This window comes from Clostridium sp. UBA5988, from assembly GCF_002435615.1.
Taxonomy (GTDB): domain Bacteria; phylum Bacillota; class Clostridia; order Clostridiales; family Clostridiaceae; genus Clostridium_J; species Clostridium_J sulfidigenes.
The window spans coordinates 14,277-29,267 of the sequence record NZ_DJBA01000012.1 but is presented as its reverse complement, the minus strand read 5'-3'; the positions used below and the strand labels follow the sequence as shown (position 1 = coordinate 29,267).

Here is a 14,991-nt window from a genome sequence, read left to right as displayed (position 1 = left end):
AATTTTTAATTTAAATTAGATGATTAAACTTATAATAGTTGAAATCATACTAATTAAGAAGTTTATTTATAGCAGACACATCCTTATCCCCTCGACCTGAAAGATTTACTACTATTATTTCATTTTTCCGTAGGGTTTTGGCTAATTTAATAGTATAGGCAATGGCATGAGCACTTTCAATGGCTGGTATTATCCCCTCTAACTTTGATAAAAGCATAAAAGCTTTTATAGCTTCATCATCTGTAATATATTTATAGTTTGCTCTACCAATATCACTTAAAAATGCATGTTCAGGTCCAACTCCTGGATAGTCAAGTCCAGGGGAAATAGAATAGGCTTCCTTAACATCTCCACTATCATCCTTTAAAACAAGGGTATTCATACCGTGAATAATAGCCTCTCTTCCTTTTGTTATTGTAGCTGCATGCATTTCTGTTTCTACTCCATAACCTGCTGCCTCTACTCCAACAAGATTAACACCTTTATCTTCTAGGAACGCGGTAAATATTCCAATGGCATTACTTCCTCCCCCAACACATGCAACTACATAATTAGGAAGTTTGTTTTCCTTTTCTAATATTTGTTTTCTAGCCTCTTCACCAATTATTTTCTGAAATTCCTTAACAATTTTTGGATAAGGATGAGGTCCCACAGCGGAACCAAGGACATAAAAAGTATCTGAAATATTTTTTACCCATTTTTCTAAAGCTTCATTCACTGCATCATTTAATGTTTTAGTACCACTAGTTGCTGGAGTAACTTTTGCTCCTAATATTTTCATTCTAAATACATTGAGCTCTTGTCTTTTTATATCTTCCTCTCCCATTACAATTTCACATTCCATTCCAAATTTTGCAGCTAAAGTTGCTGTAGCTACTCCATGCTGACCAGCTCCCGTTTCTGCAATTACTTTATTTTTTCCCATTCTTTTAGCCAATAGAATTTGTCCTAAAACATTATTTATTTTATGTGCCCCTGTATGATTTAAATCTTCTCTTTTCAAATATACCTTAGGGCCTCCACAAAACTTTGTTAGGTTCTCAGCAAAATATAAGGGTGTTTCTCTGCCACTATAATCCTTTAAATAGTAATTATACTCCCTCATAAACTCCTTATCTTCAATAGCTTTTTCAAAAGCTTCTTCTAACTCATTTAAAGCTTTTTTCACCTGATCTGAAACAAATGCTCCACCATACTTACCAAAATATCCTTTCATGATAAAATCTCCTTCTCTCCAAAAATATTTCTATAATTTTCATTAAATATATTAAGTTTTGTTTTTAATTCTTCGCACTTTCACTTCATACATACCACCACCTAAAACAATTGAAATACTTCCATACAACAATAAAAAGATAAAAAAACTCCGTCCTATAAAAATAGGACGGAGATACTTCCGTGGTGCCACCTAAATTGCCATTGATAAATACACTAATACAAATTTATCAATATGCCTCTTAATTTCAAGTACTTACATACTCTATCTACTGTAACGTGTAGCCTACGATATCAGGTACTCTCACCAATAATTTTCCCTTACTTCTCAAAGGTCCATTCATCTAATTCCTTCATGCTAGGATTCCACCATCCCCAACTCTCTTTATCAAAGCTAAATTAAACTACTCTTCCTTATCATCAAATTAAATTATATTTATTTTTACCATTGTATGTTTTTACTATTATATATTTTATAAAGTGGATATGTCAACACTATATTTAAAAGATTCTGTTGAAAATTACAGTGATAAAATATATAAATTATGTTGATACACCTTTACATTACCGCATAGAACTATTTATTCTACGATATAAGTTGTAACTCACATAAACTTTTAATATAATGCATATTTTAACATAATATGGATATATTTCTTTGTGAGGTGTTATTTTATGAATTTTATTAAATTTACAACTAAATCAGAAGTTACAACTTCAAAGCCTATAAGAAAAAAATTACTCTTTATTCTTTTTTTAAATATTAGTGATTTGCTTTTTACTTGGCTCTTTGTGGGTAAGTACAGTGGTATATTTTACGAGGCTAATGCTATTGCAAAAGGCATTGTGACTAATCTTCCTCTATGTTTCTTTTTAAAAATATCTATAGTATTATTAGTTATCCTTTACTGGAACTATAGGCTTAAAGGCGCAACCTTAAAAGGGCTTTTCATTTCAAATGTCACTGCTAATTTAGTGCTTATAATGTATATATTAATCAATGCTCTTCACCTATTTAATCTCTTAGTTTTATTATATACAAAAGGATTACTATCTTAAATGCACTTATAACTAATTATCCATTTTTCATTACCATCTTCTACTTTTTATTTTATCATTAAATTTTTCATATAATTTTATCATATTAGGTTCATTACTATGTTTGTGAATTTCATCAATAGGAAGCCATTTAACACCACTATTTTCATCTTCTTTAATTTTAACTTTTTCCGCTTCATCAGCTTCTAGCAAATATGCAAGAGATAAATGAAGATGGGCTGAGACGTATTTACCTCTTTTAAAATGTCCAATAACCTCTATTATATCTAGAGATAATATCTCTGGAGTAATAGCTCTTATATCTTCTACTCCTGTTTCTTCCTTTGCTTCCTTTATTGCTACATGAAGTAAATCTTCATCCCCATCAGCATGTCCACCTGTCCAACACCAAGTTTTATAAATATTATGATGAACCATTAAAACTTTAGTTCTATTTTTATTTACAATATATCCTGAACTGGTTACATGAATTAATGGATTTTCTCTAGTTAACAAATTATTAAATTTACTTATACTTAATAAAGCTACATTTTTATCCTGTGCCTCTTCCTCATTATGTGGAATATAATTTTTTATATCTTCAATCCATCCCATGATTAACTCTCCTTTATAACACGCTATGATTTAAAATTTATATATTTAATAGTAACATAAAGGTTCAATACAGTGTAGAAATACTGCATTGAACCTATTATTAATCTAATTTTATATGGCAATATCCATTAGGATTTTTCTTTAAATACTTTTGATGATATTCTTCTGCTCTATAATAATTTTCTAAAGTTTTTACTTCTGTAACTATTTTCTTTATATAATTTTTCTGTATTTTTTCTATATTTTTTCGAATTTTTTCTTCATCTAATTTATCAACATAATAAACTCCAGTTCTATATTGACTTCCTATGTCATTTCCCTGTCTATTCAGTGCGGTTGGGTCTATTATTCCCCAAAATTTATTTAGTATTTCCTCTAAGGAAATTATACTTTCATCATAATCTATCACACATACTTCTGCAAAATATGTATTCCCGTAGCACACATCTTCGTAGGTAGGATTTGCTGTTCTACCATTGGCATATCCTACTTCTGTATTTGTTACACCGTGAATTCTAGAAAAAAATTCTTCTACACCCCAAAAGCATCCTCCTGCTAATACAATCCTTTTCATCTTGTTAACTCCTTTATATTTTTCTTTAATCTATATTTTATATTACCATTACATATGCCGTATATTATTATTAAAGTCTTCATATAGATTCAATATAGATTCTATATTTTCCTTCTTAACATTTTCATTTTTCCCATATACTATTAATACTTTATATCCTACCTGTATCACATATTTATTATTAATTGCTATAAATTTATTAATCTCATCATCATTGTATTGAAGATTTCTCATATATAATTTTTGACATAAAAGGGTAGAATGGATAATCAAATCTCTTATTTCATGAATCTGCTTATTACTTTGTAAAAATTCCATACTATCTTCTATAAGCTTTTTATTCAACCTAGCAATTTTATCTATAAGTTGTTCTACTCCATCCTCTAGCCTATATGGGAAAACAACTCTATTGACTATGACCACTACAACTACCCCTATAATCACGTATACTATTCTATATAAAATCAATACATTTATATTTTCTGTTAAAGAGGCTATACATATAGATGCCATAGCTGCAAATAGTGATATTTTATAGTATTCCTTAAAGGCGTAGATTAGATAAAGAGATATAACTAAAATTCCCAGGGTAATTATTTGAGAATCTGCTACATTAATAAGTATACCTGTAAATAGAATTCCTAATATATTCCCTATAACTCTATCTTTAGCCTTTTTAATAGTATCTTCATAATAAGGTTGCATAATAGACATTATTGTTATTGCTGCCCATATTATTTTATAAAATCCTAAAAACCCTCCTATTAGTAATGCTATAGTAAGAGTTATTGCCATTCTAATAGCAAATTTAAACCTTATAGTGTTAGGTCTGAAATATTCTTTAAAGGTTACTCTAGTTTTATCTATGTCAGCTCTAGCCCACTCTTTATATACCTTATTAGAACCTGTTTTTTCTATGGAGTTCAATTCCTTAATACTACCAAGAAGGTTTTCTAGTATTAGGGATATCTCTAAATGATATTCCTCACCTTTACTCCATTCTCTTCTAAAGTTATCAGTAGATTCTTTTATAGTTTGAAACTCTATATTATCTTTGCATAACTCTATTATATCTTCTACTATTTCTTTTAACTTTTCTACATATTCCTTGGAAATACTTAGGTTTTTAATACCTCCATACAGTTGAATCATATATAAATTAAAGTATTCTACATTAATAAATATTTGAAATTGAACCTTTCCTAAATTAGTGGTCAAATATCTTCTATGTCTTGTTACATATACTTTATAAGCAATATCTCTCATTATTTTAGAACATTTATCTTCTATGGTATGATCATACTCTTCCTTTAAGATATTTTTAAATTGATTATTTATTAAAATAAAGGCCTCTTGCATGCTTTTTCCTAAAACAGATCTTTCGTTCACTCTATTTATATAACTTGCCCCTACTACTATTAAAACTCCAAAGATTACAGATAAAATCCTAAAAGGAAGTTCTCCTAATGATACCTGTGCATATTGAGTAAATACATATAGCATTATAAAGGGTTTATAAAAAGTTAAATCATAGGGCGATACTATAGTATACATTATAAGAAAAATAGCAAAAAAGTTTATAGGTATCCCCCAAAATATATTCATGGATGAAAAATATGCTGTTAAAACAATGATTAAATCAATAAGGATTATTTTAATTGCTTTATTAAAGGTCTTAACCTGAAAATTTTGTCTTCCCATAACTGTTGAAGTAAGAGCTATTGGAAAAGCAATCATTATATTCTTTACTCCAAATAATATACCTACTCCAAATAGAGTTATTACAGCTACTGAGCCATGCTTTATCATGGAATATGTATTTATATTGAATTTCTTTACTAGTTTATTATACATGACAATAACATCCTTATTATAAATATTTATTTACTTATTATTAGCTAATTTAATTTAGGTATTCTATATAATATCCTAGTATTTCTCTACTTGTTATATATCATGCTCTATTTCATTAAGTCTATAACCTCTTCCTCAGTAAGATACCTCCACATACCTTCTTCAATTCCTTCTATATTTATAGAACAAATTCTTATTCTTTTTAAATCTACCACATTATATCCTAGTGCCTTACTCATTCTCCTAATTTGTCTATTTAATCCTTGAGTTAATATAATTTTAAATGTACATTCATCTACTTTTATGATGCTACAAGGTCTAGTTTTTTCTCCTAGTATATATACTCCTGCAGACATATTCTTAAGAAAATTATCATCTATAGGTTTATCTACTTTTACTTCATATTCCTTTTCGTGGTAATTATCTGAATTTAATATTTTATTTGCTAGTTCACCATCATTAGTCATGAGAATTAATCCATGAGATTCTTTATCTAATCTTCCTACTGGAAATATATATTCTTCATAGTTTATAAAATCAATGATGTTATTTTCCACATCACTAGCTGCAGTGCATGTAACTCCCATGGGCTTATTAAAAGCTATGTAAATTTTCTTTTTAGCTATGATAGGCTTATCATCAATTAAAATTTCATCCTCTAGTTCTACCCACTGCCCAGGAATAGACAGTTCTCCATTTACTTTTACTCTTCCTTCTTCAATAAGCCTATTAGTCTCTTTTCTTGAGCAAATTCCAAGATTACTAAATAATTTATTAATCCTCATGTATTGTCCTTTCCTTTGTCCTACTAATATTTATTAAATAGATTAATTTAAAAAAATATGATTACCATATATTTCAACATAGTAATCATATTTAAAACAATTATATCATTTTATATTTATATTTTTCTAAAGTTTTTTAATGAAATATCAAAGGCTTTTACAGAATGGGTTAATTCTCCAGAGGAAATATAATCTACTCCTGTTTTGCCGTAGTCTGTAACAGTATCTAAGGTGATATTTCCTGAGCACTCTGTTAATGCTCTTCCATTAATTAGTTTAACCATATCCCTTGCTAAGTCTGGACTCATATTATCAAGCATAATTATATCGGCTCCTGCTTCTAGAGCCTCCAAAACCTGCTCTTTAGTTTCAGTTTCAACTTCTATTTTTCTTACAAAAGAAGAATTCTTTTTAGCGAGCTCAATGGCTTCCTTTATGCCACCTGCATATCCAATATGATTATCTTTAATAAGTATTCCATCGGATAAGGAAAATCTATGATTTACTCCTCCTCCAATTTTAACTGCATACTTTTCAAGTATCCTTAAATTAGGTGTAGTTTTTCTAGTATCTAATATTTTTGTATTAGCTCCCTCTAGCTTCTTTACATATTTGTTGGTTAATGTAGCAATACCACTCATTCTTTGAAGTAAATTGAGGGCTATTCTTTCTCCTACTAATATATTGCCAGCATTTCCTGTTACTTTACCGATAACCATAGTATTCTTAACTAAGTCTCCATCTTTAACAAACAGATTCACTTCAACTTCTCCTAAGATTTCAAATACCCTTTTAAAAATATCCAATCCACAAATTATCCCATCCTCTTTAGCTATTAAATCAACCTCAGCTCTTTCTAGGGGAGAAACTATAGCTGATACAGTTACATCTCCATAGGGACTATCTTCTTTTAAAGCCCTCTTAATAATATCATCAACAATTAAAAAGTTTAACATATTCACCATTTACCTTTCCCTTCAAATAACTAATAAACTTATACTTATATTCTTCATTTGCATTTTTAACATCACTTATAGCCTTAAGATTAATTCTTTCAACTAATTCTCCACTTAGTTTATCATCACCTTCATCTACAAGTAAATTAATATGCTGCGCTGCCTTTCTACTGAAAACTAAGCCCTCTAATAAAGAATTACTAGCTAGTCTATTGCTACCATGTACCCCAGTACAACTAACTTCTCCTATAGCATATAAATCTTTCATAGATGTTTTTGAATTCAAATCAACCTGAATTCCTCCCATGCAATAATGATGAGCTGGAGCAATTGGTAATAAATCCTTCTCCATCCTATAACCACGTTTTAAACATTGCTCATAAATATATGGGAATCTATTTATTAAAAACTCCTTAGATTTATTAGTCATATCTAAAAAAACATAGGGTGTTTGTGGAGTCTTACATATTTCCTTTAAAATCTCTCTTGAGACTATATCTCTAGGTAGTAAAGGGTTTACAAATTTTTCTCCCAATGCATTTCTTATTACTCCCCCTTCTCCTCTAAGGGATTCTGATAGTAATAACTTTCGCCCCCTTACTTCTTCTTCATATAATGCGGTGGGATGAAGTTGAAGATAGGATATATCCTTCATAAGAATATTGTGCTTTAATGCAATACTAAGTCCATCACCTGTGATAGTTTCTATATTTGTTGTAGAATTAAAAATCCCCCCAATGCCACCAGTAGCTAATACTGTCGCCTTAGCATTTATAGTTATAATCTCATTTGAGTGTTCTATAATTCCACCTATACATCTATTTTTATATTGAATTATATCTAGTAGTGTAGTGTCTTCCAATATAGTTATATTTTCTTTACTAGAAACATTATTTATTAGTTTTTCTATTACTTCCTTACCTGTTTCATCTTTAGAATGCACTATTCTAAACTTACTATGACCACCTTCTCTAGTATAGTTTAATTCATCAATGTCCTTATCAAAATCTACTCCTAAACTCAATAATCTATTAATATTATCAGTAGAATTTTCAACTATCTGAGTAACAGCCTCCACTTTATTTTTATAATTGCCAGCTTTTAAAGTATCCTCTATAAAAGCTTCCTTGTCTCCAATATCCCTTAGGGTTGAAATGCCACCTTGAGCTAAATAACTGTTGCAATCTCTTAGCTTATTTTTAGTTATTATTAAAACTCTAAGATTATCCTTCAAATTACAAGCAGTGTAAAGTCCTGCAATACCTGTCCCTATAATTAATACATCATATTTTTTATTCATTTTACTTATTAGATAGAAGATGCATATTTTCTAAAGATTTATGAGCTTTCAATCTTAGCTCCTCTTCAATATGCACTTCAAACTCCTCATTAATTAAGCAATTATATAAATCTTTCATTGATATTTTTTTCATATTGGGACAAATCATTCCGTTTTCAATAGGGATAAAGGTTTTATTGGGACTTTTTTCTTTCATCTGATAAAGAACGCCTTCCTCTGTTACTACTATAAATCCATTAGTTCCATCTTGAACACTATAATCTATAAGTTCAGAAGTACTTCCTATAAAATCTCCTAAATCTCTTACTTTTTTAGAGCACTCTGGATGAACTAGCACCTTAAAATTTGGATACCTATTCTTTAAAGTTAAAACCTCTTCCTCTTCAACTCTCTCATGAACTGGACAAAACCCATCATAAAGTATAAACTTCTTGTTCTGTATATTTTCTTGCAAATAACTACCTAGATTTCTATCTGGAAGGAATATTATTTCTTCTTCTTCTATGTTATTTAAAATTGACTTAGCAGAGGATGATGTAACACAAACGTCAGATAACGCTTTAATATCTCCATTTGAATTTATATATGTTACTACCTTTGCTTTAGGATTTCTTAATTTCATAGCTTTTAATTTATCTACTGTAGCCATATCTGCCATTGGACATGTAGTATCATTTACTGGAATTAATATTCTTTTATTAGGTGATAATATTTTGGCACTCTCAGCCATAAATTTTACTCCACAAAATACTATTATATCTTTAGAACTTTCCATAGCTTTCTTGCTTAAAAAATATGAGTCTCCTACTATGTCTGCAACTTCCTGTATTTCTGCTTTTTCATAAAGATGAGCTAAAACTAAAGCATTCTTCTCTTTTTTTAACTTTAATATGTCTTCTTTTAAACCCAAATTTTACACACCTCCGTCATGTAACTATACATCTGTATATACACCTAGTATAGCACCATCTTGGAGCTTGTCAATAATATGTGAAGTTATATTAGAAAATATTTATATGAATTTTCCACCCCCTAGTACTTCTTATAATAATTTAATAATCTAGTTTTATTTCTGAATATGTTATATACTATTAATACATTTCTAATTGTTGTAAAAATATAGATATATTTGAAAGTGGAACGGAGGAATAACTTTGAGTACTCAAATTATAATTGTTTTAGTTTTGAATTTTATAATTGCCATAATAGGAACATTAGCTTACTCTGTAAGACTTGTAGGTGTTAGAACAGGTAAAATAGCAATAACCTTTGCTGTATTTAATATATTATCTTTAGTATCAAGAACAGCCTTAACTTTTCAAGCTCCCCTATTAACAAAGTTTGTTGAGAATAGTACAGGTGGAAATGATGTATTAAACCTTTTTAAGTTAATTATAATAGTATCTGGTATAGCTACCCTAGTAGGCGCCTTTCTAATTCCTACTTTTCAAAGATTATTTTATAAAGGTGTAATCCGATTTTCTATTGATAAATCTATACCCAAGCTAATTATGCACAGTTTTTCAAAGGCAGGTGTCCATTATATGAGGGACTGTATTTCAATTCCAGTGAAAGAAAGTGTAACTAAAATTAATTTTAAAAAGCTACCTTTAAAAATAATAATTTATAATATAATTGCAGTTGCAATATTAACTGTAGGAGCCTTAGCACCAATTTATGCTGGTACCATAGTTCCTGACTTAAGGGCAACTTGTATAACCTTATCCTCAGTAATAAATGGATTTGCTACAATCCTAATGTCTATTTTTATAGATCCACAACTATCCATTATGACTGATGATGTAATAGACGGTAAGTGTCCTGAAGAAGATTTTCGTAGCTGTGTTATTGCCATGATAGGAAGTAAGACTATTGGAACCTTCGCCGCTCTTCCTCTGCTTATACCAGCTTCTTATATAATAGTATTTGTAGCTAAAGTTCTTTAATTTCTCAATGTAAAAATAGCTAGGCTTGTATGAATACAAACCTAGCTACTTTACATCTTTTTATTAATTTCCTTTAATCATTTTTTTACTTCCAGAATAGGTGGCTAAGAAGTATCCACCATAAACTATTACTAATACCACCGATGCAACTACTATATGATCCACCATGCTTGCACCTCCAAATATAGCTACTATATCTGAAGCCAATTTTAATCCTACTATAGAGTGAACTATAGCTAAAGATAAGGGCATCATAAAGTAAATTGCTACTTGGGTTAATACAGAGTGATTTATCATAGATTCATCTACTCCAACTTTTCTTAGAAGATTATATCTTTCTGTGTTATCTGCAGATTCTGATAACTGTTGAAGGGCTAATACCGCTGCTGAAGTAATTAGGAATATGATTCCCATGTATATGGCAAGGTATGATGCTAAAGCTCCTATTCCTGTAGACTGCTCCTTAATTTCTTCCTTAGTAATATATCTAGTATTTAAATCATCATTGCCATTATATTCTCTAATATTAACATCTAAAGCTTCTCTTATTTTACTACCATCTCCACTATAGTTTAAATTCAAATATCCCCTAGTGGGAGTTAGACCTTCTACTATAGAATCTTCTACTAAAAATACACAAATATTTTGCTTCATCATAGAAGAATAAGTTACTACCTCTAAAACATTACCATGATATGGTTTTAGTTTATTACCACCTATAGTAATTTCTTTTCCACTATCTACAGTTTCTTGTAAACTTTTAATCATATCGCTTATATCACCAAAGACCGCATATTCTCCAACCTTAAGTTTTACTTCCTCTCTATTTAACATTTTCATTATTTTATTAAAATCTGATACCTTCATAACACTAATTGGTAAATTCTTAAATACAGGATAATATTTATTTCCATCTTCTAAGCTTTTTTCACTTAAAAAATCTCTATAGTTAACTCCACTATCATATTCCTTATAGCTTACATAGTTATCTTCATATTTTGATATATCTACATTATATTTTTTTAACACAGTGTCTACATCTTCTCCTTCATTGTCCCAAAAACTCATATCGAATTGAGTTAAATCCTCAATTTCAGTATTCATAGCGGTACTAATTCCAAGTCCTCCTGAAAGAGTACATATAGCTACAAATAGCATCAAACATATAAAGGTCATAGATATAAAGGTAGTGTTAATTTTACTATTTATTTGTCTTAACACAAACATATTTAAATTTCTTAAATAAAACTTCTTACTACTTTGAACTACCTTGAGTAAGAATCCTGCAAGGGAAAAGAAAAATAGAAATGTTCCTACAGCTCCAAGTGCAATGGCTATTAATATATTTTTATCAAAACTAGATATTCCATTTTTAAGCACTATGTAATATCCACTTCCTATGGTTATTACACTAATTATAAATATAACTACAGAAGTCCATATATTTTTTATTTTCATTTTTTCATTAAACTTAGCAGAAGTTAATAGATTTATTAGTTTTACTTTTCTTACTATAATGGAATTAAAAATAAGAATTATAAGGTATATAACGCCGAAGCAAAGGATAGTTTTTATAAAGGCATCCATAGAAAATATAAATCTAAACCCTGTTAAATCCACTTTAAAAAGTTTTGCTGTAACTACAGATAGGCCTTGTGATAAAAATATTCCTAATATAAGACCTAATGCTAAAGAAATTACTCCTATCATCATAGTCTCTATAAATAATAAGGAGGATAATCTAGAGTTTTCCATACCTAAGGTCATATAAACTCCAAATTCCTTTTTTCTTCTTTTAATTAAGTAATTATTGGCATAGACTATCAAAAATCCTAATATAAAGGAAATAAATATTGATGCCACCCCCATAATTTTACTTATTAAGTGAAACATATTTTTATGCATTTCACTAACTTCCATTAAAATACTTTGAGCTTCAATGGAGTTAAAGGTGTAAAATATACATACCCCAAATACTAGAGTTAAGAAATATATAGTATAATCCTTAAAACTTCTTTTTAGATTCCTAGCAGCTAATTTAAAATACATCTCTTTGGTCACCTCCAAGTAGAGTTACCACTTCAATTATCTTATTAAAGAATTCCTTCCTTGAATCCTTTCCTCTAATTAACTCATTAAATATTTTACCATCCTTTATAAACAGAATTCTACTAGCATAGCTAGCTGTAAAGGCGTCATGAGTTACCATCATAATAGTAGCTCCTAAATTAGTATTAAGCTCCTCCAAGCTTTCTAGTAACATCTTTGCTGATTTTGAATCTAAAGCACCTGTAGGCTCATCTGCAAGAACTAAAGATGGATTTGTAATTATAGCTCTAGCTGATGCTACTCTTTGTTTTTGACCACCTGACATTTCATAGGGATATTTATTTAAGACTTCCTCTATATTTAAACTCTTAGCAACCTCTTCAACTCTTCTATTAATCTCTTTGTGATTTACCTTTCCAATAGTTAGTGCTAATGCAATATTTTCATAGGCAGTTAAGGTATCTAAAAGATTAAAGTCTTGAAATATAAAACCTAAATTTTCTCGTCTAAATCTAGCTAATCCCTTAGAATTTATTGAAGTTACATCCTTTCCTTCAATATGTATATGACCACTAGTTACCTTATCTATGGTGGATATACAATTTAGCAAAGTTGTTTTTCCACTACCGGAAGCCCCCATTATTCCTATGAATTCTCCTTCTTCCACAGAGAAACTAATATTATTTATGGCCTTAGTTATATTACCATTACTTCCATAGTACTTTTCTATATTACTTACTTTTAATACTTCTTTATTCATTTTCTTTCCTCCTGTTCTCTATACCTATATATTACATGTATAGAAAATATCCATCCATAGAAAAACCTAACAGAAATCTTACATTTTTGTTAGGTTAATCTTTTAATATGAACATTTTATTTATAGGAAACAAGATAGATACTGTAGTACCTTTATAAGCTTTAGACCTTATCTTTATACCAAGTCCTAATTTTTCACAGAGATTTTTACAAAGATATAAGCCTATTCCTGTTGATTTTCCAAAGATTCTTCCATTTTCTCCAGTATACCCTTTTTCAAATACTTTACCAATAGAGCTTTCGCCAATACCTATACCATTATCTTCTATGCTTAAAATAATGTCCTCCGCCTTTTCTATGCAATATATTTTAATAGTGTCTTGTTTTTTATTCTCTTCATCTAATGAGTTTTCTCTACTCCTCTTAGGGAATTTCATATATTTAATAGAATTTGATATAATCTGATTTAATATAAATTCTACCCATTTACTATCAGCATAAACAGTTTTATCTACATTATCAATTTCAATTTTAATTCCTTTCTCAATAAGAACTCTAGCATTTCTTTTTATTGTTGCATTAATACAGTTTTTAAGACTAATCTCTCTAATCATATAATCCTTCTCAATATTATTACTTCTAGTATAAAAAAGAGCTTGCTCTATATAATTTTCTACCTTATCTAAATCTTCCTCTATACTCTTTGTAATGGGAGATGGGTTATTTTCTATGGTTAATCTACTAGATGCAATAGGTGTTTTAATTTCATGAACCCACAACTCTATATAATCTTTATATTCACTATTTTTAATGGTTAATGTAGATATTTCATCATTCATAGCCTTATCTGTCTCTTGAATTACTTCGTATAAAATTCTTCCCTCTAAGAAGTTAGGCTCCTCTATAACTTCAGAAATAAGATATTTCTTATCTAGATTATTTAAGCCTTGCAAAAGATTATTATAAAATTTTCTTTTTGTAAAATAATCAAATATATAAAACAGGGATGAGCCTATAAAATTCAGAACCTCCACAAAAAAAATGGCATAGATATCTACCTTTAATGCTTTTAACAATATTCCTGTAAATAGAAAAATTATTGCATTTATAATCAAAAAAACAATTTTTTCTTTTATATACTCTTTAAAACTCATTAAAATTTCCTTCCTTTAGGTTTAACTTATTTTAATGTTCTAAGCTAAAATATATCCCTGACCTCTTTTAGTTTGTAAATAGCCAACAGCTCCTATTTCCTCTAATTTTTTTCTTAGTCTATTTATGTTTACAGTTAAAGTATTATCATCTACAAACTCATCAGATTGCCATAGACATTTCATAAGTTCATCTCTAGATACTATCTTTTCCTTACTTTTAATTAATGTATAGAGAATTTTACTTTCATTTTTAGTTAATTCTTGTTTTTTATCATCAAACTCTATTTCACTGGTAGAAAGATTATATTTAAGTCCTCTACAATCAAAAATCTCCATATCATTACTTCTATAAGTTCTTCTAATAATTGATGCAATCCTAGCTAATAATATTTCAGTGTTATATGGTTTAGTAATAAAATCATCAGCCCCTAGATTCATACTCATTAATTCGTCCATATCACTATCTCTACTAGTTACAACAATAATAGGCACACTAGAAGTTTTTCTTATTTCTCTACAGATATAGTACCCATCATAATAAGGTAAATTAATATCTAACAATACTAAATTAGGTTCTGTCTCTAAAGCCTCCTCTACTATGTTCTCAAAATTATCAGAGGTTATAATGTCATACCCATATCTATTTAAAAAAGTACTTAGTTCTCTTCTAATCTTTTCTTCATCTTCAATAATAAAAATCTTTTCTTTCATAAGTTAACCACCTCATCTATGATTATATGTAATTT

General features: G+C 29.0%; 14 protein-coding genes and 1 other annotated feature. Of the genes, 2 read left to right on the top strand and 12 right to left on the bottom strand.

From position 1 onward, the window contains the following. Positions 1-49: 49 nt before the first annotated feature. Entirely contained in the window at positions 50-1,216 is a 1,167-nt protein-coding gene (trpB, locus tag B3J31_RS01685; RefSeq protein ID WP_346867311.1) for a tryptophan synthase subunit beta, read from the bottom strand. 161 nt (positions 1,217-1,377) lie between these two features. Then, positions 1,378-1,645, bottom strand: a binding site (T-box leader). Positions 1,646-1,890: 245 nt separating this feature from the next. Here trpB and B3J31_RS01680 point away from each other — a divergent pair. Beyond that, entirely contained in the window at positions 1,891-2,274 is a 384-nt protein-coding gene (locus B3J31_RS01680; protein ID WP_346867310.1) for a DUF5658 family protein, read from the top strand. 30 nt (positions 2,275-2,304) lie between these two features. On the opposite strand, the gene B3J31_RS01675 is transcribed toward B3J31_RS01680, so the two are convergent. From B3J31_RS01675 to nadA, 7 genes are all read right to left on the bottom strand, one after another. Continuing rightward, on the bottom strand, positions 2,305-2,868 hold the full coding sequence (locus B3J31_RS01675; protein ID WP_150844719.1) for an NUDIX domain-containing protein: 564 nt from the start codon (positions 2,866-2,868) through the stop codon (positions 2,305-2,307). A 100-nt stretch (positions 2,869-2,968) separates the two neighbouring features. Beyond that, a complete protein-coding gene (gene msrA, locus B3J31_RS01670; RefSeq protein ID WP_150844718.1) occupies positions 2,969-3,442 on the bottom strand; it encodes a peptide-methionine (S)-S-oxide reductase MsrA in 474 nt (157 codons plus the stop codon). A gap of 48 nt (positions 3,443-3,490) precedes the next feature. Next, positions 3,491-5,296: an FUSC family protein gene (locus B3J31_RS01665; protein ID WP_346867309.1), complete on the bottom strand. Its 1,806-nt coding sequence runs from the start codon at positions 5,294-5,296 to the stop codon at positions 3,491-3,493. 107 nt (positions 5,297-5,403) lie between these two features. Next, on the bottom strand, positions 5,404-6,081 hold the full coding sequence (locus B3J31_RS01660; RefSeq protein WP_346867308.1) for a pseudouridine synthase: 678 nt from the start codon (positions 6,079-6,081) through the stop codon (positions 5,404-5,406). Positions 6,082-6,197: 116 nt separating this feature from the next. Further along, positions 6,198-7,037: a carboxylating nicotinate-nucleotide diphosphorylase gene (gene nadC / locus B3J31_RS01655; protein WP_346867343.1), complete on the bottom strand. Its 840-nt coding sequence runs from the start codon at positions 7,035-7,037 to the stop codon at positions 6,198-6,200. Further along, positions 7,015-8,337 (bottom strand): L-aspartate oxidase, encoded by a 1,323-nt coding sequence (locus tag B3J31_RS01650; protein ID WP_346867307.1) that lies wholly within the window; start codon positions 8,335-8,337, stop codon positions 7,015-7,017. Before B3J31_RS01650 ends, nadC begins: the two co-directional genes overlap by 23 nt. Before the next feature lies 1 nt (position 8,338). Next, positions 8,339-9,247 (bottom strand): quinolinate synthase NadA, encoded by a 909-nt coding sequence (nadA, locus tag B3J31_RS01645; RefSeq protein ID WP_346867306.1) that lies wholly within the window; start codon positions 9,245-9,247, stop codon positions 8,339-8,341. A gap of 244 nt (positions 9,248-9,491) precedes the next feature. On the opposite strand from nadA, the gene B3J31_RS01640 reads away from it, so the two are divergent. Next, the gene (locus tag B3J31_RS01640) at positions 9,492-10,283 is read left to right on the top strand and encodes a lipid II flippase family protein (protein ID WP_150843860.1); all 792 of its coding nucleotides are present in this window, start codon (positions 9,492-9,494) and stop codon (positions 10,281-10,283) included. 63 nt (positions 10,284-10,346) lie between these two features. Here the strand turns inward: B3J31_RS01640 and B3J31_RS01635 are convergent, their stop codons facing one another. The 4 genes from B3J31_RS01635 to B3J31_RS01620 all read right to left on the bottom strand — a co-directional run bounded on the left by B3J31_RS01635 (position 10,347) and on the right by B3J31_RS01620 (position 14,956). Continuing rightward, a complete protein-coding gene (locus B3J31_RS01635; RefSeq protein ID WP_150843861.1) occupies positions 10,347-12,332 on the bottom strand; it encodes an FtsX-like permease family protein in 1,986 nt (661 codons plus the stop codon). Beyond that, positions 12,322-13,092, bottom strand: coding sequence for an ABC transporter ATP-binding protein (locus B3J31_RS01630; RefSeq protein ID WP_035133213.1), 771 nt, complete (start codon positions 13,090-13,092; stop codon positions 12,322-12,324). Before B3J31_RS01630 ends, B3J31_RS01635 begins: the two co-directional genes overlap by 11 nt. A 94-nt stretch (positions 13,093-13,186) precedes the next feature. Beyond that, positions 13,187-14,245 (bottom strand): sensor histidine kinase, encoded by a 1,059-nt coding sequence (locus tag B3J31_RS01625; protein WP_346867305.1) that lies wholly within the window; start codon positions 14,243-14,245, stop codon positions 13,187-13,189. A 39-nt stretch (positions 14,246-14,284) separates the two neighbouring features. Next, positions 14,285-14,956, bottom strand: a complete 672-nt coding sequence (locus B3J31_RS01620) for a response regulator transcription factor (protein WP_346867304.1) — start codon at positions 14,954-14,956, stop codon at positions 14,285-14,287. Between the last annotated feature and the right edge of the window lie 35 nt (positions 14,957-14,991).

Bases quoted from the DNA above. Each gene is read 5' to 3' on its own strand.
- B3J31_RS01620 (WP_346867304.1), bottom strand. From the start codon at position 14,956: ATGAAAGAAAAGATTTTTATTATTGAAGATGAAGAAAAGATTAGAAGA.
- B3J31_RS01660 (WP_346867308.1), bottom strand. From the start codon at position 6,081: ATGAGGATTAATAAATTATTTAGTAATCTTGGAATTTGCTCAAGAAAA.
- B3J31_RS01630 (WP_035133213.1), bottom strand. From the start codon at position 13,092: ATGAATAAAGAAGTATTAAAAGTAAGTAATATAGAAAAGTACTATGGA.
- trpB (WP_346867311.1), bottom strand. From the start codon at position 1,216: ATGAAAGGATATTTTGGTAAGTATGGTGGAGCATTTGTTTCAGATCAG.
- B3J31_RS01665 (WP_346867309.1), bottom strand. From the start codon at position 5,296: ATGTATAATAAACTAGTAAAGAAATTCAATATAAATACATATTCCATG.
- nadC (WP_346867343.1), bottom strand. From the start codon at position 7,037: ATGTTAAACTTTTTAATTGTTGATGATATTATTAAGAGGGCTTTAAAA.
- B3J31_RS01635 (WP_150843861.1), bottom strand. From the start codon at position 12,332: ATGTATTTTAAATTAGCTGCTAGGAATCTAAAAAGAAGTTTTAAGGAT.
- B3J31_RS01680 (WP_346867310.1), top strand. From the start codon at position 1,891: ATGAATTTTATTAAATTTACAACTAAATCAGAAGTTACAACTTCAAAG.
- msrA (WP_150844718.1), bottom strand. From the start codon at position 3,442: ATGAAAAGGATTGTATTAGCAGGAGGATGCTTTTGGGGTGTAGAAGAA.
- B3J31_RS01650 (WP_346867307.1), bottom strand. From the start codon at position 8,337: ATGAATAAAAAATATGATGTATTAATTATAGGGACAGGTATTGCAGGA.
- B3J31_RS01625 (WP_346867305.1), bottom strand. From the start codon at position 14,245: ATGAGTTTTAAAGAGTATATAAAAGAAAAAATTGTTTTTTTGATTATA.
- B3J31_RS01675 (WP_150844719.1), bottom strand. From the start codon at position 2,868: ATGGGATGGATTGAAGATATAAAAAATTATATTCCACATAATGAGGAA.